General features: G+C 66.1%; 18 protein-coding genes and 2 tRNA genes. 17 read left to right on the plus strand and 3 right to left on the minus strand.

Annotated elements, in window-relative coordinates; genetic code table 11:
• The first annotated feature begins 91 nt into the window (after positions 1-91).
• The 5 genes from WN72_RS01410 (at position 92) to WN72_RS01430 (ending at position 4668) form a co-directional block, all read left to right on the plus strand.
• Positions 92-838 (plus strand): uroporphyrinogen-III synthase, encoded by a 747-nt coding sequence (locus tag WN72_RS01410; RefSeq protein ID WP_092211559.1) that lies wholly within the window; start codon positions 92-94, stop codon positions 836-838.
• Between the two features lie 64 nt (positions 839-902).
• On the plus strand, positions 903-2117 hold the full coding sequence (locus WN72_RS01415) for a COG4223 family protein (RefSeq protein ID WP_092211558.1): 1215 nt from the start codon (positions 903-905) through the stop codon (positions 2115-2117).
• A gap of 35 nt (positions 2118-2152) precedes the next feature.
• Entirely contained in the window at positions 2153-3964 is a 1812-nt protein-coding gene (locus WN72_RS01420) for a heme biosynthesis HemY N-terminal domain-containing protein (RefSeq protein ID WP_092211557.1), read from the plus strand.
• Between the two features lie 100 nt (positions 3965-4064).
• Positions 4065-4140, plus strand: a tRNA-Thr gene (locus tag WN72_RS01425).
• A gap of 135 nt (positions 4141-4275) precedes the next feature.
• Complete coding sequence (locus tag WN72_RS01430) at positions 4276-4668, plus strand: hypothetical protein (protein WP_092211555.1); 393 nt, start codon at positions 4276-4278, stop codon at positions 4666-4668.
• A gap of 131 nt (positions 4669-4799) precedes the next feature.
• Here WN72_RS01430 and WN72_RS01435 read toward each other — a convergent pair whose 3' ends face one another.
• The gene (locus tag WN72_RS01435) at positions 4800-5861 is read right to left on the minus strand and encodes a polysaccharide deacetylase family protein (protein ID WP_092211554.1); all 1062 of its coding nucleotides are present in this window, start codon (positions 5859-5861) and stop codon (positions 4800-4802) included.
• A gap of 253 nt (positions 5862-6114) precedes the next feature.
• Here WN72_RS01435 and WN72_RS01440 point away from each other — a divergent pair, with 253 nt between their 5' ends.
• Positions 6115-6423 carry a hypothetical protein gene (locus WN72_RS01440; RefSeq protein WP_092211552.1) on the plus strand — a complete coding sequence of 103 codons (309 nt, stop codon included), beginning with the start codon at positions 6115-6117 and terminating at the stop codon, positions 6421-6423.
• Positions 6424-6595: 172 nt separating this feature from the next.
• Positions 6596-6811, plus strand: coding sequence for a hypothetical protein (locus WN72_RS01445; RefSeq protein WP_092211550.1), 216 nt, complete (start codon positions 6596-6598; stop codon positions 6809-6811).
• Between the two features lie 6 nt (positions 6812-6817).
• On the opposite strand, the gene WN72_RS01450 is transcribed toward WN72_RS01445, so the two are convergent.
• Entirely contained in the window at positions 6818-8506 is a 1689-nt protein-coding gene (locus tag WN72_RS01450; RefSeq protein ID WP_027561761.1) for an MFS transporter, read from the minus strand.
• A 148-nt stretch (positions 8507-8654) separates the two neighbouring features.
• On the opposite strand from WN72_RS01450, the gene WN72_RS01455 reads away from it, so the two are divergent.
• The 7 genes from WN72_RS01455 (at position 8655) to WN72_RS01485 (ending at position 16508) form a co-directional block, all read left to right on the plus strand.
• On the plus strand, positions 8655-10025 hold the full coding sequence (locus tag WN72_RS01455) for a hydrolase (RefSeq protein ID WP_027561762.1): 1371 nt from the start codon (positions 8655-8657) through the stop codon (positions 10023-10025).
• A gap of 35 nt (positions 10026-10060) precedes the next feature.
• Positions 10061-11431, plus strand: coding sequence for a cytochrome P450 (locus tag WN72_RS01460; protein WP_092211548.1), 1371 nt, complete (start codon positions 10061-10063; stop codon positions 11429-11431).
• A 50-nt stretch (positions 11432-11481) separates the two neighbouring features.
• Positions 11482-12891, plus strand: coding sequence for an adenylate/guanylate cyclase domain-containing protein (locus tag WN72_RS01465; RefSeq protein WP_027561764.1), 1410 nt, complete (start codon positions 11482-11484; stop codon positions 12889-12891).
• A 286-nt stretch (positions 12892-13177) separates the two neighbouring features.
• Positions 13178-13678, plus strand: a complete 501-nt coding sequence (locus tag WN72_RS01470; protein ID WP_027561765.1) for a tellurite resistance TerB family protein — start codon at positions 13178-13180, stop codon at positions 13676-13678.
• Between the two features lie 227 nt (positions 13679-13905).
• On the plus strand, positions 13906-14685 hold the full coding sequence (locus WN72_RS01475; RefSeq protein ID WP_027561766.1) for an SDR family NAD(P)-dependent oxidoreductase: 780 nt from the start codon (positions 13906-13908) through the stop codon (positions 14683-14685).
• A 120-nt stretch (positions 14686-14805) separates the two neighbouring features.
• Complete coding sequence (locus WN72_RS01480) at positions 14806-15600, plus strand: glutamine amidotransferase (RefSeq protein WP_092211546.1); 795 nt, start codon at positions 14806-14808, stop codon at positions 15598-15600.
• 95 nt (positions 15601-15695) lie between these two features.
• On the plus strand, positions 15696-16508 hold the full coding sequence (locus tag WN72_RS01485) for an enoyl-CoA hydratase (RefSeq protein ID WP_092211544.1): 813 nt from the start codon (positions 15696-15698) through the stop codon (positions 16506-16508).
• A 109-nt stretch (positions 16509-16617) separates the two neighbouring features.
• Here WN72_RS01485 and WN72_RS01490 read toward each other — a convergent pair.
• Positions 16618-16693: transfer RNA gene (locus WN72_RS01490), tRNA-Ala, on the minus strand.
• A 187-nt stretch (positions 16694-16880) separates the two neighbouring features.
• Between WN72_RS01490 and WN72_RS01495 the strand changes: the two genes are divergently transcribed.
• Genes WN72_RS01495 through WN72_RS01505 form a run of 3 tightly spaced genes read left to right on the plus strand, consistent with a single transcriptional unit; the run spans position 16881 to position 18456 of the window.
• Positions 16881-17171 carry a YggT family protein gene (locus WN72_RS01495; protein ID WP_027561769.1) on the plus strand — a complete coding sequence of 97 codons (291 nt, stop codon included), beginning with the start codon at positions 16881-16883 and terminating at the stop codon, positions 17169-17171.
• 15 nt (positions 17172-17186) lie between these two features.
• Positions 17187-17561: a DUF167 domain-containing protein gene (locus tag WN72_RS01500; protein ID WP_092211543.1), complete on the plus strand. Its 375-nt coding sequence runs from the start codon at positions 17187-17189 to the stop codon at positions 17559-17561.
• A gap of 10 nt (positions 17562-17571) precedes the next feature.
• On the plus strand, positions 17572-18456 hold the full coding sequence (locus WN72_RS01505) for a bifunctional methylenetetrahydrofolate dehydrogenase/methenyltetrahydrofolate cyclohydrolase (protein WP_092211542.1): 885 nt from the start codon (positions 17572-17574) through the stop codon (positions 18454-18456).
• The last annotated feature ends 40 nt before the right edge of the window (positions 18457-18496 follow it).

Raw genomic sequence — 18496 nt, forward strand, 5'->3', positions numbered from 1 at the left:
TTCTGGTAACGCGGTAGCATTCCGGGGTCGGCTTGCGCAATCGTCACGCTCAGCCGTCCTCGTCAATGCGTCGTGCCCGGGAACACCAGCGATGTCCATTCTTGTCACACGGCCGCATCCTGACAATGAGGCGACCGCGGACAATTTGCGCGCGCGGGGGCATGCGGTGTTGCTCGCGCCGGTGCTCAAGTTCGAACCGGTCGCTTTCCATGACGAGAGCGAGACGGGCTACGGCGCCATCATCGTGACGTCCGCCAATGCGATCCGTGCCGTGGCGCCGCAGTTACGGGATCTCGGGCTTTTGGAGCTGCCGCTGTTTGCGGTCGGCGAGCATACGGCCGCGGTTGCGCGCGAGACCGGCTTCACGAATGTGATCGTAGCCGGCGGCGATGCCGCTTCCTTGCGCGACAAGGTGATGCAGAGCGCGCGCGAGAAGCTGCTGACGACAAAAACCACGCTGCTTTATCTCGCCGGTGCGGATCTGTCGCGCGATCTCGGCGGCGAGCTCGGCGCCGAAGGATTCAGCGTCGTGACGCAGACGACCTATCGCATGGCGCCGGTCAAAATTCTTCCGCGCGATGTCTGCGACGGATTCGCTGCTCAAGGGATCGAGGCGGTGCTGCATTACTCCCGGCGCAGCGCGCGGGCCTTCCTGGATGCGGCGCGGGACGAAGGCGTTGAAATTTCGGCGCTGGCGATCCCGCAATGCTGCCTGTCCGAGAACGTGGCCGCCGTGCTGCGCGAAGCCGGTGCGTCGCAGGTTCTGGTGGCCGCAACCCCGGACGAAAATGCCTTATTTGATACCTTGGAGCGTGCTTTGAGGACCCGTTTGGCGTAAGAGGTCGGGCCGAATCCGACGCAATCGGGTCCGCTCTGGTATGGAAGTGTGAGGAACCGTCACGATGGCCGACGACAAGCCTGAAGATACAGGATTGGCCCCCGAGTCCGGCCGTGCCAAGCGCACCCCGCCGACCATCGACCTCGAGGCGACTGACGTCTCGACCCAGCCGCAGGAGACGGCGAGTGAGCCTGACGCTCCGCCGGCGCCGGAGCACGCCGAGCCCGAGCAGGCAACAGCCGAGCCGGCCGCTGCTGAGCCGGAGCACGTCGAGGAGCAGGCCGCGGTCGCGTCGGCTCCCGCCGCCTCAGCGCCGATTTCGCCCTGGGTCGTTGCGCCGTTCTCCGGCGCCGTCGCCGCCGCGCTCGTGATCGCGGTCGGCTGGCTGCTGGGCTGGCCCGCTGTGCAGGCGCCGCCTGCCGCGCCGCAAGTGACGAGCGCGACCGTCGATGCACTCAGCGGCCGCGTCGCCGCGGTCGAAGCCAAGGCGGGCAGGCCCGCCGCCGATCCCGCTATGGCGGCGCGGATCGACGCGCTGGAAAAATCCGCAAGCTCTTTGCGCAGCGACATCGCCAATCTGCGCACGCAGTCCGACAAGACCGCGAGCTCTCTGAATGACGCGAAATCTGCACCAAGCGTTGCCGCGTCCGATCTTGCCGCTCTCAACGACCGCATCGCGCAACTCGAGCGCGCCAGCAGGACCGAAAGAGCCGAGCTTGCGCAGCAGGGTGAGAAGATCGCCGACGCCAAGTCGATGGACGACAAGCCGCTGCGTCATGTGGTGGCAGCGGCCCTGCTCGACGTCGCCGTTCGTCACGGCGATCCCTATCAGTCGCAATTGGCCGCGGCGCGGTCGTTCGCAGCCAAGCCCGACGTGCTGAAGCCGCTCGATGCGTTCGCAGCGAGCGGCATTCCGACGCCGGTCGCGCTGAGCCGCGAGCTGCTCAATATCGTGCCAAAGCTCTCGCCGCCGGCGGAAGCGCCCACCGCGGGTGCCGGCATCGTCGAGCGTCTCCAGGCCGGAGCGTCGAAGCTCGTCCGCATCGAGCGCACCGACGGGGTCGGCAACGATCGCGGCGCGATCGTTGCGCGGGTCACGGCCGCGGCGCTCCGCAACGATTTCGTCGAGGCGCGGCGCGAGCTGAAGACGCTGGCGGAGGCCGATCGAGCGCCGGCGCAGGCTTGGCTCGACAAGGCCGATGCGCGCGACGCCGCGCTCGCTGCCTCCCGCAAATTCGCTGACGACGCCATGGCGGATCTCGCCAAGCCTGTTCAATAAGGTTCGCGCAATAATCAGCGCGTATAGGGATCGCCATGCTTCGCATCGTCCTCTTCCTTGTCCTGATTGCGCTGGCAGCGGCCGGCGCGGCCTGGGTTGCCGATCAGCCCGGCGATCTCGTCCTGACCGCAGGCGGTTTCCGCGCCTCGACGACGTTGCCGAGGTTCGTGTTTCTGCTTGGCGTCTTCGCCGCGGCCGTCGTGCTGGTCTGGAGCATCTTGACGATGATCTGGCGCGCGCCTGGACGTCTGCGCCGCCGCAGCCGCGACAAGCGTCACGCGCGCGGCCGCCACGCCATCACCCACGGACTGCTCGCGATCGGCCACGGCGATGTCGGGCTCGCGCGCCGTCACGCTGAATCTGCCCGGCGCCTTGCCCCGAACGATCCGCTGGCGCTGCTGCTGCACGCGCAGTCGGCCCAGCTCGAAGGCAATCGCGACGAAGCCCAGCGCGTCTTCCGCGCCATGGCCGAGCGTGAGGATACGCGCCTGCTCGGCCTGCGCGGCCTGTTCATCGAGGCGCAGCGCGCCGACGATGCGGTCGGCGCCGTCATGATCGCGGAGGAAGCGATCAAGCTGTCGCCGTCCTCGACCTGGGCCTCGCATGCCGTGCTCGGCTTCCGCTGCGCGCGCGGCGACTGGAGCGGCGCGCTCGCGATTCTCGACTCCAATCTGGCCTCGGGCCTGATCGACAAGAAGGCCTATCGCCGGCAGCGCGGCGTGCTGCTCACCGCACGCGCGCTGGAACTGGAGACCATGGACCGCGACGTCGCGCGCGAGAGCGTGATGGAGGCGATCAAGCTCGCGCCGACTTTGGTGCCGGCCGCCGTTCTTGCCGCGAAATTCGAAAGCGAGGCGCATCAGGTGCGCCGTTCCATGAAGCTGGTCGAGGCCGCCTGGCTCGCCAATCCGCATCCCGATCTCGCCGACGCCTATGCGCATGTGAAGCTCGGCGATTCCGCGCGGCAGCGCTTGCAGCGGGTCGAGACGCTCGCCGCCAAGACGCCCACCGACAAGGTGGGCCATGTCGAGGGCCAGCTCGCGATCGCGCGTGCCGCGATCGATGCGTCTGAATTCGCGCGGGCGCGCGAGGTGCTGGCGCCTTACGTCAACGATCCGCCCCAGCGCGTGGCGCTGCTGATGGCCGAGCTCGAGCGCGCCGAGCACGGCGACAGCGGCCGTGCCCGCGCCTGGACCTTGCGCGCGGTACGTGCCCGCCACGATCCGGCCTGGACCGCGGACGGTTATGTCAGCGACCGCTGGCGTCCGGTCTCCCCGGTCACCGGCCGGCTCGATGCCTTCCAGTGGCAGACGCCGGTCGCGAGCCTTCCGTCCGACAAGGGCACCACGATCGAATCCTCGGCCTTCGAGGAGGCCATGCTGGCCGCCCCGCCCCCGAAGCGGGTGACGGTGGCGCCGACCGAAACCCCGGTGGAACCGGCCGTAATCTCACCGGCTCCGGCGCCGGCCGCGCAGGACAATTCGCCTCCCGAGGCCAAGGAGATCGTCCAGGAACCCATCAAGGAAACCGTCACGGAAGCTCCCAAGGAAGTCGCCGCCAAGGAAGAGCCGGCGGTCGCGCCCGCCGAACCGGTCAAATCGGCCTCCGAGACCGCCGAATCATCGCCGGTTGCGGCAACCCCGGTGTTCCGAACCCGCGCCGACCTCGGCAAGCCTGCGTCCGCGCCGATCCAGGCCGTCATCCCGATCGTCCGTGCGCCGGACGATCCCGGGATCGATGACGAGGGTCCGAGCGATGAATTTACGGAACAAATCGGCACGCCCAAGGGTCACGCCAAGGAGCAGGCCGGCGGCTGGCGCGGATTCTGGTCCCGCTGGGGCGCGTGAGGCGCATTTCGCCTCCCGCTTCTCCTTGCCAATTCGGGCCATGCCCGATATCAGGAGCGCGCGTATCGGGACCGGCATCGCCGAGGTTCCGGCAGGGTTCGCCGCAATAGCTCAGTCGGTAGAGCACGTCATTCGTAATGACGGGGTCGGGGGTTCGAATCCCTCTTGCGGCACCAGCGCCTAGATCCCGATCGCTATCAGGCACCTGCCGACTGCATTCGCGTGCGGCGCCAGCTTCGTGACGTCTATCACATAACCTCGCACCCAACCTCTCCTAGTCTCCGCGTCACGCAAACACGGGGAGATTTCACATGCGCAAGATCATTCTGGTTGCCGCCATGGTGCTGGCCTCCGCATCTGCCCATGCCGGCGACCGCAGCCTGTCGATGTCCGCGGCGACGGACCATACCTCCGCTTCGCAAATCACGACGACAGCGGCCACCCAGGTGAGCGAAGTCGCGCCTGCCGCGGAGACACCGAAATATACCGACCGTCCACCGGCGATCCCGGCTCCTCCGGCTCCAGCCGCTGCCCCTGCGCCCGTTGCGGCAACCGCTCCGGCCGTGACCACGACAGCTTCAGCGCCGACGACAACTCAGCCTGCGCCGAAGACATTGGCGAAAGCCAGCAAGCCGAAGCACAAACGCGAATGGACCGAGCGCCGCATCATCGGCGAGCTGCATCGTCACGGCATCTATTGGTAAGGCGATTGCCACAACGGCCGTCATGCACGGGCTTGACCCGGGCATCCACGTCTTCGGCCTTGGTCCAAAAACGTGGATGGCCGGGACAAGCCCGGCCATGACGCAAAAAGTTTTGGACCTAACGGGTCTCGTTACTGCGAAACCGTCTGCACCACGCTCGAGATCGGACGCAAGGTCGTGCTGGCGGTCGGCACCTTCAGGTCCTTCATCAGCGCCTCGTCGTATTCCGGCAGCGTCTGAAGCGTCGTCTTGGCCTTGATCTGCACGACCTTGTAGCCGCCGGCCTTGAGCCGCGCGAGCAGCGCCGGCATCGCTTCGCCGGTGTGCTTCTGGAAGTCGTGCATCAGGATGATGCCCTTGCCGAGCTTGTCGAGCCGCGTCATCACCGTCTCGATGATCTTCTCCGGCGTCGCGCCCTTCCGGAAGTCGAAGGAGTCGATATCGGTCGAGAACATCGCGACGTTGCGGGTGCCGAAATAGCTCACGATCGCCGGGTTGTGCTGAAGCTGCGGGAAGCGGAAGAACGGCGCGGGGTTGGCACCGAGCGCGAATTTCACCGCGCTGATGCCCTTTTCGACCTCGTCCTTGGCCATCTGCTCGGTCATCTTCTTGCCGTTCAGATTGACGTGCGACCAGGTGTGCGTGCCGACCGTGTGGCCCTGGGCCAGCACCTGGCGCAGGATTTCCGGATGATAGGTCGCATGCTTGCCGACCGAGAAGAACAGGCCCTTGGTGCATTCATCCGCGAGCGCCTTCAGCACCGCGGGCGTGTTCACCGGCCACGGACCGTCATCGAAGGTCAGCACGACTTCCTTGTCGGTAAGGAAGTCGAACTGCTTGAAATGATCGAAGCCGAAGCCGGGGCCGCCGGTGGTGTCGATCTCGACCACGCGCGAGACGCCGAGCGCGTTCGGATTGGCGCAGGCTTGCTTCGGCTGGACCGGCATGATCGGTGCCGGCGCAGGCGCGGGTGCCTGGGCAAATGCGGTCGGCTTGGCCGCGACCGTGGCGGTGGTCTCGACGTCGTCCTTGGCGGCGAGCTTCGCCGGTGCCGGGAGCGGATCGGCGGCACGGGCGGCAACTGTCTTGGGAGCGCCCTGGTCGGCGCGCGCGGAATAATAAAACCAACCGCCGGCGGCGATGAGGACCGCGGCAACTACACTGGCCAGCATCAGGCCCAACGCATTACGCATCGCTACTCTTTCCAATTACGCAACCAAACCGGCGGAATCCCCCGCGCGACGAGCCATTAATGCGAAGGAACAGTTAACGTGACACCAACACGACAGCGGACGCGGTGGAATTTCAGCGGGGTGCGCCAAAGTGACCGATGTCACAGAAGGTGGCCTGCCCGTGACCGTCATCACAGTGGAAACTGTTTTGGCGGAGCATCGTAGTTCCCATCAACAACGGGCTCGCTGTCCGCGGTGCCAATGGGAGCTTCAAATGACCAAGTCCTTCTCGGCCCAGTCCTTGAGTAGCAAGATTCGCGATACCAGCCTGGCGCTGGGCTTTGCCGTCATCGTCTCGATCGTGTCGACGACCTCGAGCTTCGCCTTCTCGGCCGAAGCCCAGCAGATGTGCACCGGCGATGCCTTCCGCCTCTGCTCGTCGGAAATCCCCAACATTCCGAAGATCACCGCGTGCATGATGAAGCATCGCTCGGATCTGAGCGCCGGCTGCCGCGCGGTGATGGACAAGGACCTCGCCAAGGGCGCTTCACGCAAGGTCGCTGACGCCCAGGACAGTCATTAAGAGAATTTGCAACGCCGCAAGCGTTGCGATCTAAGCTCCCTACGCGATGCGCCCCGGTATCAAGCCGGGGCGACGCGGCGACGAAGATGTCTGCTGCCAATAAAGCCGTTGCGGCTGAGAGATCGTCGCACTAGCTTCGCCCGACTTTCTTTCCGGGTAGAGGCATTACGCGATGACCAGATTTCTTTTCACTGTTTCTTTGCTCCTCTGCGCATCGGCTGCATCCGCGCAACAGCAGCCCGGTCACGATGCCTGCGCGCGTGATGTCAGCCGTCACTGCCGCGCCGTGATGAACAATGGCGATGGTGCCGTGCTCGTCTGTCTCAAGCAGAACCGCTCCCGCCTCAGCAAGGCCTGCGACAAGGTGCTGACCGACCACGGGCAGTGACGAGGCTTACGTACTGCTCCCCGCCGCGGTCGCGACCACCGGCAGCACTTCCTTGCTCGCGCGGTCCGGCGTCTCTTCCTTCCAGCGTACCGAGCCGAACGGCCGTTCCAGCATGCGGCGGACGCGCACCGGCTCGGGACCGATGTGGAAATCGATCGCCTGCTGATGCAGCGCGCGTTCGGACAGGGTCGAGCGGTTGCGCTGGCGCAAGTAATCGAACCAGGTCGGGCAGTGATAGCGCTCGGTCCACAATTCGGGATCGGCGATGTCGCGCGCGATCGACCAGCCATAGGCGCCGTTGCGCTGCCTCGAGAGTTGCACATCCTGCATCACATTGTGGAAGGCGCGCGCATTCTCCTGGGACACGCGATATTCGATCTCGACCACCAAGGGTCCGCTGCGGCCGGTGATCGACAGCTTCACCTCGGGATCGGCCAGCACGTCGGCATCCTCGTTGCGGGCGCCGACCCGCGGCATCGTCAGCCAGATCCCGAGCAGCGGCGAGAGCAGCATCAGGCCGGCGGCAACCAGCAGCGCGACCTCGACGCCGGCATAGTCGGTGAGATGGCCCCAGCCCCAGGCGCCGATCGCGATGCCGCCGGAGATCGAGGCCTGGAACGCCGCGAGCGAGCGGCCCGCCACCCAGCGCGGCGCCGAGAGCTGCACGCCGATGTTGAACAGCGCGACCGCCGCCATCCAGACTGCGCCGGCGAGCACCAGCGCCGCCGCGGTCAGCACCGGCTCGGTGCTGACGGCAAGCGCGGCCATCGCGAACGCCATCGAGATGGTGCAGGCGCGGATCGCGGCCTCGCCGCTCATGCGCTTGCGCAATTCGTGGATGTTGAGCGCGCCGACGACGGCGCCCATGCCGAACGCGCCGAGCATGATGCCGTAGGTCTGCGCGCCGCCATGCAGGAGGTCGCGCGCGACCAGCGGCATCAGCGCCATGATGGCGCCGCCGATCAGACCCATCACCAGCGTGCGCAACAGCACGATCTTGATCGGCGGCGAATTGGTGATGTAGCGGAAGCCGGACACCATGGCGCGGTTGAGCTTCTCGCGCGGCAGGCGCGAGGGTTCGACCACGCGCCGCCACAGCAGCAGCACCACCAGCAGCGGCAGATAGAGGATCGCATTGCAGGCAAAGGCAGCCACCGCGCCGAGTGCGGCGACGATGACGCCGCCGACCGCCGGACCGAAGCTGCGCGCGATGTTGTAGCTGATGCCGTTCAGCGCGACAGCCGACGGCAATGCTTCGGGCGGCACCTGCTCGCTGACCGAGGATTGCCAGGCCGGCCCGAACAGCGCGTTGCCGCTGCCGACGACGAAGCAGAAGGCGAGCAGCGTCTCCGGGGTAATCAGCTTGAGTCCGGCCAGGATCGTCAGCGCGGACGCGCCGGTCAGCGCGATCGCGAGCGAGACCAGGGTGACGATGCGGCGGTCGTACATGTCGGCGATCGCGCCGGCCGGCATCGAGATCAGCATGATCGGCAGCATCAAGGCGGTCTGCACCAGCGCGACCTGGTCGGCCGAGGCCGCCATCTGCGTCATCGCCCAGGCCGCGCCCACGCCCTGGATCAAGAGGCCGAGATTGGAGAGCAGGCTGGCGAGCCAGATGCGCCGGAAGACGGTGTACCGCAGCGGCGCGGTAATGCCGTCGGCCGCAATTTTCTGACGGTTCGGCTGCTCGGTCATATCCCCTTCCATATGGGCTGGCAGAAGTGGGCTTGGAGTGGTCTTCGGGTGATTCCGGCAAGACCAGTGATGCCCGCGAAAGTCCTTCGCTGTCCAGTGGTTAGGCCGGTATAAGCAGTGCAAAGATGGGCTTGCCGGGGAGGAACAGATGAAGCTGTCGCGACGGACGATCCTGCAAGGGGTGGGCAGCCTGCCTTTCGCGGTTGCGAGCTTGCGGACGGGGGCGCTGGCCCAGACCGCGCCCGCGGCGCAGAACGTCGAGGTGCCGCCGATCCTGTTCGTCCATGGCAATGGCGACTACGACGCGCTCTGGATGACGACGCTTTGGCGGATGGAATCCAACGGCATCGCGCGTGATCGCATGATGGCGATCAATTTCACCGATCCGCTGGCGCGCAGCGACGACAAGGTCGAGCAGGCCGGCCGCTCCTCGACCGAGGACCAGCGCCGCGAGCTTGCCGCCGCCATCGCAGACCTGAAGCGCCGGACTGGCGCTCCTCGCGTGGCGCTGGTCGGCAGCTCGCGCGGTGGCAATGCGATCCGCTACGTCATCAGGAATGGCGGCGCCGGCGATGTCAGCCACGCCGTCTTGTGCGGCACTCCCAATCACGGCGTGTTCGCAACCGACGATCAACTGAACAACGAGTTCAACGGCCGCGGCCCGTTCCTGCGCGGCCTGAACGAGGGCGAGAGCGAGGTGACGCCGGGCACGGCCTTCCTCACCTTGCGCAGCGACGGCATGGACAAATATGCGCAGGCCGACGGCCGCTTCATCGGCAAGCCCGGCACGCCGACCAATGTGACCAACGAGGGGCCGGAGCTGAAGGGCGCCACCAATCTCGTGCTCGGCGCGCTCGACCATCGCGAGGTGGCGTTCCACCCGCGCGCCTTCCGCGAGATCTACAAGTTCATCGCGGGACGCGAGCCGGCGCGGATCGCGATCATGCCGGAGCAGAGCGTCAGGCTGAGCGGCCTCGTCACGGGCACGCCGGGCGGCGCGCCGACCAATCGTCCGGTTGTGGGCGCAACCGTCGATGTCTTCCGCGTCGATCCCCAGACCGGCGAGCGCAATGGCAATGCGGTGCACAGCACGAAGACCGGAGCCGACGGCCGCTGGGGCGTGGCGCAGGTCGATCCTTCATGGTCGCTCGAATTCGTCCTGACCTCGCCGGAGGCGCCGACGACGCACATCTACCGCTCGCCCTTCCCGCGCTCGTCCGACGTCGTGCACCTCAGGCCTGCGCGCCCGCTCGGCCCGGCGGACAAGGATGCCGGCGCGGTCGTGATCATGTCGCGCCCGCGCGGCTATTTCGGCCTGCCGCGGGACGTGGTGCTGTTCGACGGCCAGGAGCCGGCCGACGTCAAGCCGGGCGTGCCCACGGATGCGGCAGCAACCTTGCGTCTTCCCGCCAGCGAGGTTGGGCGTAACATCGTGGCCCAATTTGGCGAAGAACGGATTGTGGCACGGCTCTGGCCTGCCGCCGAGAACAGGATTGCGATTGCCGAGCTGACTTACTAGCTATTGACCTGCGCCATATCTCTCGGGAGGGAGCCATGAATATCGCCAGCGTGCGTCGGCCCATCGTCCCTCCGGCACCGCCGCGTGCGCCCGACGACATGTCGTTCCTCGGCCGGGTCGCCGTGATCAGGCGCAACATGATCGCGACCTGGGGCCAGCGCGCCTATGAGGAAGAGGTCATCAAGGGCCGCTTCTTCCTCCGCAACAGCTTCATCCTGAACCAGCCGGATGCAATCCGGCACGTGCTGCTCAGCAATTACGAGAATTACACGCGCACGCCGGCCGGCATCCGCATGCTGCGCCCCGTGCTCGGCGACGGCCTTCTGATTGCGGAAGGCCATTCCTGGACGTTTCAGCGCCGCACGCTCGCGCCGGCCTTCACGCCGCGCGCGACCGCGAACCTCGTTCCGCACATGACCGCGGTGCTCGACGAGACCATCGCCAAGCTCGATACGCGCACGAGCGAGCCGGTCGATCTGCGCGAGGTCATGCAGCGCATGACGCTGGAGATCGCCGGGCGCACGATGTTCTCGTTCGGCATGGACCGGCACGGGCCGACCTTGCGCAACTTCGTCATGGAATATGCCGATCGGCTGGGACGGCCCTATTTCCTCGACATGGTGCTGCCGGTGTCCTGGCCGACCCCGATGGATCTTGCCCGCGCCCGTTTCCGCAAGCGCTGGACCGAGTTCGTCGCGACGCTGATCGCCGAGCGGCGCGCCGCAGGCAAGAAGGCGGACGCGCCGCCGCGCGACCTGTTCGATCTCATGGACGCCGCGCGCGATCCTGAAACCGGCAAGGGTTTTTCCGACGAACAGCTCGTCGACGAGGTCGCGACCATGATCCTCGCCGGTCATGAGACCACCGCGACCGCGCTGTTCTGGGCGCTCTATCTGCTCGCGCTCGATCCGGAGACGCAGGAGGAGGTGGCGCTCGAGACCCGCGGCGAGCATCTCGACAGCATGGCCGACATCGACCGGCAGAAATTCACCCGCGCGGTGATCGAGGAGACGATGCGGCTCTATCCGCCCGCCTTCCTTGTCGCGCGAGCGGCGCGCGAGAAGGACAACGCGGCCGGCGTCGAGATCGGCAAGGGCGACATCATCATGATCGCGCCCTGGCTGCTGCACCGGCACGAGAAGCTGTGGGACCAGCCGAATGCGTTCATTCCAAAGCGCTTCATGTCGGCGGAGGCGCCCGATCGCTTCGCCTATCTGCCGTTTGGCGCGGGGCCGCGCGTCTGCGTCGGCGCGCCGTTCGCGCAGGCCGAATCGGTGCTGGCGCTGGCGCGGCTGATCGGCGCGTTCCGCGTCGAGCTCGCCGATACGACAAATCCAGTGATTCCGCTCGGCGTCGTCACGACCCAGCCGGACCACTCACCCATGTTCCGCATCACGCGTCGGTGACAGGCGATGGCCTGGCCGATGGCGTGATCCAAGAGAGACAGAGTTGCGCCATGAGCGACATCCAGGCCCAGTTTTCCGTTCTGAAGCAGACCGCCGACGCCAAGGTGGTCGATGAGATCGCGCGGATGATCGCGGACGGCGAGGATCACGAGCTCAACCGCGTCAATGTCCTCGACTTCGCGAAGCACCATGGCGTCGACGAAGAGCACGCGATCTCCGCCTTCCTGCACGCGGCGCGGCTCGGATTGTTCGATCTCGGCTGGAACGTGCTGTGCCCCGGCTGCGGCGGCGTGCTGGGCGCCCACACGACGCTGAAGGCGCTCAAGCCGGACGATTATCACTGCGCGCTCTGCGCCTGCGGCTACAAGGCCTCGGTCGACGATCAGGTCGAGGTCTCCTTCACCGTGAATCCGCGCGTCCGGCGCATCGCCGCGCATGCCCCCGATACGCTGCCGGTGTGGGAGTATTTCAAGCAGGTGTTCTGGAGCTCTGGCGTCGACTTCAACAAGGAATCGTTCGCGACGCTGGCCAACGAGGTGACGCTGGATACGATGGAGCTGCCGGCCGGCGAGAAGGCGACGATGTCGCTGCAGCTGCCGAACGACTTCATCATCATCTTCGAGCCGGTGACGCACGCCGCCCAGTTCATCGACGTCCAGGGCGAGCCGACCAAGGATCGCCAGCAGCTCGCCATCATGTACAACAAGGTACAAGCGCCGACCGGGACCACGACGATGCGGCCGGGTCCGCTGCGGCTGTCGCTGGAGAACCAGGCCGGCGTGCGCGTGCTGCCGTCGGTGTTCATCGCGGCCGAGGCACTTCATCATCTCATCGGCAAGCGCAAGCCGTTCCTCACCGCCAAGCGCATGCTGTCGAACCAGACCTTTCGCGACGTGTTCAAGGCAGACAATCTCAGCCTCGATCAGCGGCTCCAGATCACCTCCCTCACCTTCCTGTTCACCGACCTGAAGGGCTCGACCGCGCTCTATGAGCGCGTTGGCGATCTCGCCGCCTTCGATCTCGTGCGCGCGCATTTCCACGCGCTGCTCGAGATCATCTCCTCCGAGAAGGGCGCGGTGGTGAAGACCATCGGCGATGCCGTGATGGCGACCTTCGTCCGTCCCGAGCACGCCATCGTCGCCGGCCTGCGGATGCGCGCGGCGATGGACGAGCTCAACAGGCAGCGCGGCACCGCCGACCTCATCGTCAAGATCGGTATCCACGAAGGGCCATGCCTCGCGGTGATGCTCAACGAGCGGCAGGATTATTTCGGTCAGACCGTCAACATCGCCGCACGCGTGCAGAGCCTCTCGACCGCGCAGGAGATCCACATCACCGGCCCGGTGCTCGATGCCCCAGCGGTCGCCGAGGTGCTGGAGCGGCGCGCGATCAAGCCGATCCAGAAGCAGGCCGCGCTGCGCGGCATCGCCGACAAGATGGTGGTGTACGAGATACCGTGAGGAGCTGACGGCGCTGCCACAATCTCCATCATTGCTTCGTCGCAACGGCTCCTCGCAATGACGTGCGCGCCACACTCTCTCCGCCGTCATGCCCGGGCTTGACCCGGGCATCCACGCCTACTCGCGGAAATACGTGGAAAGCCCGGACTTGACGGAGAGAACAGATTGCCGAAACGTAATGCGGCGCGCGGAGCTGCCGCACATTGCGCCGGTTGGGTTTCCCGCTCATATAATGCTGGTCACGGCCGCGCTTGTTGCGGCGTCATCGATTTCGGTAGGACCTTATATGCTCGACGGCCTGCGCCAATTCATCGCCGACATTGTCGCCCCGCATGATCAGAATCGCGCCTTCGCCGACAGCGATTATCGCCTGGCTGCGACGGCGCTGCTGGTCCACGTGGTGTCGCTGGACGGTCAGCCGACGGCGGCCGAGCAGCGCAAGCTGCACAGCCTGATCGAAAGCCATTTCGGGCTCGATCGCGGCACCGCGGACCGGCTGATCGCAGATGCGACCCAGGTCGAAGGCGAGGCGGTCGATCTCTACCATTTCACCAGCGTCATCATGCGCTCGCTCGACGAAGAGGGCCGCAAGCGCATCGTCCGGATGATGTGGGAGCTGGTCTATGCGGACGGCCAGGTCACCGAGTTCGAGGACAACGTCGTCTGGCGCGCCTCCGACCTGCTCGGGATCTCCCAGCGCGACCGCATCGACCTGAAGCATGCCATCGCCGAGCGCGCCGGCGGCCAAAATGGCGGTCAGGTCAAGGACGACGCGATCGGCGGCTGAGCCGCTTCGGCCCGGCGGCCTGCCGGTTGTATCGACCACATGACGAAACTTTAATGTAACCGCCGCCGCGCCGGTGTCGGATTCACCTGCAAATTCTGCAGCTTTCCCGCGCTCCTGCCGTCCGTTCAAGCAGCCATGCTGCCGGCGCCGCTTGCCTGTCGCGCACGGCCTATGCTCTCGTTCCGCCATTGCGGGGCCAAAACACTTCAATTCAAGAGACGTCGATCGTGACTGAGCGGGTAACGTTGATCACCGGTGCCTCGGCGGGAATAGGTACGGAGCTGGCGCGCGTGTTCGCCGCCAATGGCCACCGCCTCGCATTGACGGCGCGCCGGGCGGACCGGCTCGAGGCGCTCGCGAACGAGCTGTCCGCGAAGTGCGGCAAGAAGCCGATCGTGATCGCCTGCGATCTCCAGGACAACGACGCTGGCGAGAGGATCGCTGCGGCGCTTGCGGCCGAAGGTGTCGAGCTCGACCATCTCGTCAACAACGCCGGCTTCGGCGTGTTCGGCGATGCCATCGAGCGCGACCGCGACGAGCAGGTCGGCATCGTCGACGTCAACGTCCGCGCCTTGACCGATCTGTCGTTGCGTTTTGCCGATCAGCTGATCAGGAACAAGGGCGGTCTGCTCAATGTCGGATCGGTCGCGGGCTTCCTGCCGGGCCCCGGCATGGCCGTCTACTACGCGTCGAAGGCCTATGTGATTTCCCTCACCGAAGCCCTGCGGGCGGAGCTCGCGCCGCGCGGCGTTCGCGTCACCGTGCTTTGCCCGGGTCCGGTGCCGACCGAATTCCAGGCGCGCGCCGGCGTCGGCTCCGGCCATGATACGGCCCTGCTCAACGTGTCGGCCACTGAGGTTGCGCGTGAGGCCTATCGCGGCCTGATGGCCAACAAACGGGCAGTACTGCCCGGCCTCGGCATCAAGATCGTGCCGTTCGCGCTGCGATTCTTCCCGCGCGGCTTCATCCTGTCGGCCACCAGCCGGTTTCAGCGCCAGCGGCATTGAAGAAGCCCCGTAGTGGCCCGGAGCTTGCTTTAATCTCGAGGCGTGTGTGCGCGAACTCACACGATGTTAACCTTCGCTTAGCTATGCTGGCGAACTAGACCGATAGCACTCGCAAAGGCCATGTCGTTCCGGACGGACAGGTTTGGTGGCGCAGAACTGGTGCCCTTCCGAAAGAGGGCGCCGGGCGCCGCCGCCTCCGAACCCCTTCTGCCGGTGCTGATCGTCCTGCATCAGGAATCCTCGACGCCCGGCCGCGTCGGCAACGCGCTGCGCACGCTCGGCCATCGCCTCGACATTCGCCGTCCCCGCTTCGGCGATCCCTTGCCTGCAACGCTCGACCGGCATGCCGGCGCCGTGATCTTCGGCGGCCCGATGAGCGCCAACGATCCCGACGACTACATCCGCCGCGAGATCGACTGGATTGAAATTCCGCTCCGCGAACAGCGGCCGTTCCTCGGCGTTTGCCTGGGCGCGCAGATGCTGGCGATGCAGCTCGGTGCGCGCGTCGCGCCGCATGCGCAGGCGCTGACCCAGATCGGCTACTATCCGATCCGCCCGACTGCCGCAGGACACGCGCTCTGCCCGGACTGGCCGGCGCAGGTCTATCACTGGCATCGCGAAGGCTTCGAATTGCCGCGGGGCGCCGAATTGCTGGCGGAAGGCGATGATTTTCCGATCCAGGCGTTCCGCGCCGACAATGCCTTCGGTGTGCAGTTCCATCCTGATGTGACCTACGCGATGATGCATTGCTGGACCACGCGCGGCTATGACGGCCTCAGCGCGCCCGGCGCGCGCGAGCGGCATCATCATTTCGCGGATCGCGCCGTGTACGACGTGGCGGAACGCGCCTGGCTCGATCATTTCATCGACGGCTGGCTGGCGCGCCGCGTGGTGTTGGCGCAAGCCGCCGAGTGATCGCGCCTTCGCGCAAGTTCTTGCCTCTTCCCTCTATATGCTAGGCTCGCTGCCAACGAGCACGCGCGAACGCGTGCCGGCAAAGGGAGAGCGCCATGGCCTACGAGCACATTCTCTATGAGGTGAGCGACAAGATCGCGACCATCACGCTCAATCGTCCCGATCGCATGAATGCGTGGACGCCGATCATGGAGCGCGATGTACGCCATGCAATGGAAGCCTCGAGCGCCGATGACAATGTCCGCGTCATCGTGCTGACAGGCGCGGGCCGTGCCTTCTGCGCCGGTGCCGACATGGATGCGCTGAAAGGGCTCGATCCCAACGACGTCAGGCGCGCATCGAACCTGCCGCCGTTCGACATGAACCGCCGGCCCGACTGGCAGACGCGCTACGGCTTCTATCCGTCGATCGGCAAGCCCGTCATCGCCATGCTCAACGGCGCGACCGCCGGCATCGGCCTCGTCCACGCGCTCTATTGCGACCTGCGCTTTGCCGCCGACAACACGGTGTTCACCACGGCCTTCGCGCGGCGCGGCCTGATTGCCGAGCACGGCATCAGCTGGATGCTGCCGCGCATCGTCGGCCATGCCAATGCGATGGATCTCTTGCTGTCAGCGAGGCGCGTGACCAGCGATGAAGCACTGCGGATCGGGCTGGTGAACCGGCTCTGCCCGCCCGAGAAGCTGCGCGAGGAAACCTACGCCTATGCGCGCGACCTCGCCGATTTCGTCTCGCCGAGCGCGATGGCCGTGATCAAGCGCCAGCTCTACGAGGTGCCGTTCCAGACCCTGGCGGAAGCGACGATTGAGGCCAACCGCGAGATGATGGTGGCGCTGAACGGGAGCGATTTCCGGGAGGGCGTCGCGAGCTTCATGGAGAAGCGGCCGCCGCGGTTTACCGGGAGGTAGGGGGATTTTCCGGGGGCAGTCCGTCTTCGCCCTGCGGGCTTTGCCGGACACCACGCTTCACCCTTCGGCTCCGCGCGGCTACGCCACGCGTAGCCCGAAGGGCGAAGCGTGGTGGAGCCAGGCGGGATCGAACCGCCGACCTCGTCATTGCGAACGACGCGCTCTCCCAGCTGAGCTATGGCCCCTTTGCTGGCCGCTCTGGTAAACGCGGCCGACAACCGGGCGCCATTTAAGTCCCCGCCAAGGTCAAGTCAAGGACGGGCGTAAGGGGGTTTTAGCCATCCGGGCACCGACTTCCCTTGTTTGGGCCGGGGGGAACCGATATCTAGCGAAAGACGTCAATCCCACCCGCAGCCAGAGTCTTCAAAAGCCATGCGTGCCGTTCTCGACATCGTCATCATCGTGCTCGATCTCTACGTCTGGCTGCTGATCGCCTCCGCGATCCTGTCCTGGCTGATCGCCTTCAACGTCGTGAACACCCGCAACCAGTTCGTGTCGGCGGTGGCGGAGTTCCTGTATCGGATCACCGAGCCGGTTCTCGCGCCGATTCGCAATTTCCTGCCGAGCCTCGGCGGCCTCGACATCTCGCCGATCATCGTGATTCTGCTCATCATGTTCATCGAGCGGGTGATTTTGTACTACATCTACCCCAACGTGATCTGAGCGGGCTGGAGCGCCTTGGTTGCCAAAGACGCTTTCAGGGAACCTTGGCGCTACTCCGCCGCAGGGATCAGCATCGCGCTGCGGGTGACGCCGCGCGGCGGCCGCGACGATATCGACGGGATCGAGCAATTGGCCGATGGCCGCAGCGTGCTCAAGGTGCGGGTGCGCGCGATCGCTGATGGCGGCGAGGCCAACAAGGCCGTTCTGGTGCTGCTGGCGAAATCGCTCGGCGTGCCCAAGGCCAACGTAAAACTGCTATCCGGTGCCACCGCGCGGCTGAAGCAGATCGCGGTTGATGGCGACCCGGGGCGGCTCGGCGAAGCTCTGCGCCGGCTGGCCCGAGCCAAATCAGCAGACGCCAAATCGGCAGACGCCAAATCGACAGACTGAGGGAACTGACATGACGGCCAAGATCATCGACGGAAAAGTCATCGCCGCGGAGCTCCGCGCGCGCGTCGCCGATGAGGTCGCCCGGGTCAAGCGCGAGCACAATCTGGTGCCGGGCCTTGCGGTGGTGCTGGTCGGCAACGACCCCGCCAGCGAGGTCTATGTCCGCTCAAAACACACCCAGACCCAGGCCGCGGGCATGGCCTCGTTCGAGCACAAGCTGCCGGCCGACGTCTCGCAAGGAGATCTGCTGGCGCTCGTCGCAAAGCTCAACCGCGATCCCGCCGTGCACGGCATCCTGGTGCAGCTGCCGCTGCCGAAGGGGCTGAACACCGAGGCCGTCATCAATGCGATCGATCCCGCCAAGGACGTCGACGGCCTGCATCCGAACAATGCCGGCCGCCTCGCCGGCGGCTTCGAGGCGCTGTCGCCCTGCACGCCGCTCGGCTGCATCATCCTGACCAAGAGCGTGCACGCCTCGCTCGAAGGCCTGAACGCAATCGTCATCGGCCGCTCCAACCTGGTCGGCAGGCCGCTGGTGCAATTGCTGCTGAACGAGAATGCCTCGGTGACGATCGCGCATTCCCGCTCGCGCGATCTGCCAGGGCTCGTGAAGCGCGCCGACCTCGTCTATGCGGCGGTCGGAAAGCCGGAGATGGTGCGCGGCGACTGGCTGAAGCCGGGCGCAACCGTGATCGACGTCGGCATCAACCGCATTCCGAAGGAGGACGGCAAGACCCGTCTTGTCGGCGATGTCGCCTATCAGGAAGCGCTCGCCGTGGCTGGTGCAGTGACGCCGGTGCCCGGCGGCGTCGGCCAGATGACGGTGGCGTGCCTGCTGGTGAATACGCTGCGCGCCGCCTGCGCGATCGCAGGGCTGCCGAAGCCGGCGGTGTAGCGTTTCTTCACCTCGCCCCGCTTGCGGGGAGAGGTCGGAT

The organism is Bradyrhizobium arachidis (assembly GCF_015291705.1).
GTDB classification, from domain to species: Bacteria; Pseudomonadota; Alphaproteobacteria; order Rhizobiales; family Xanthobacteraceae; genus Bradyrhizobium; species Bradyrhizobium arachidis.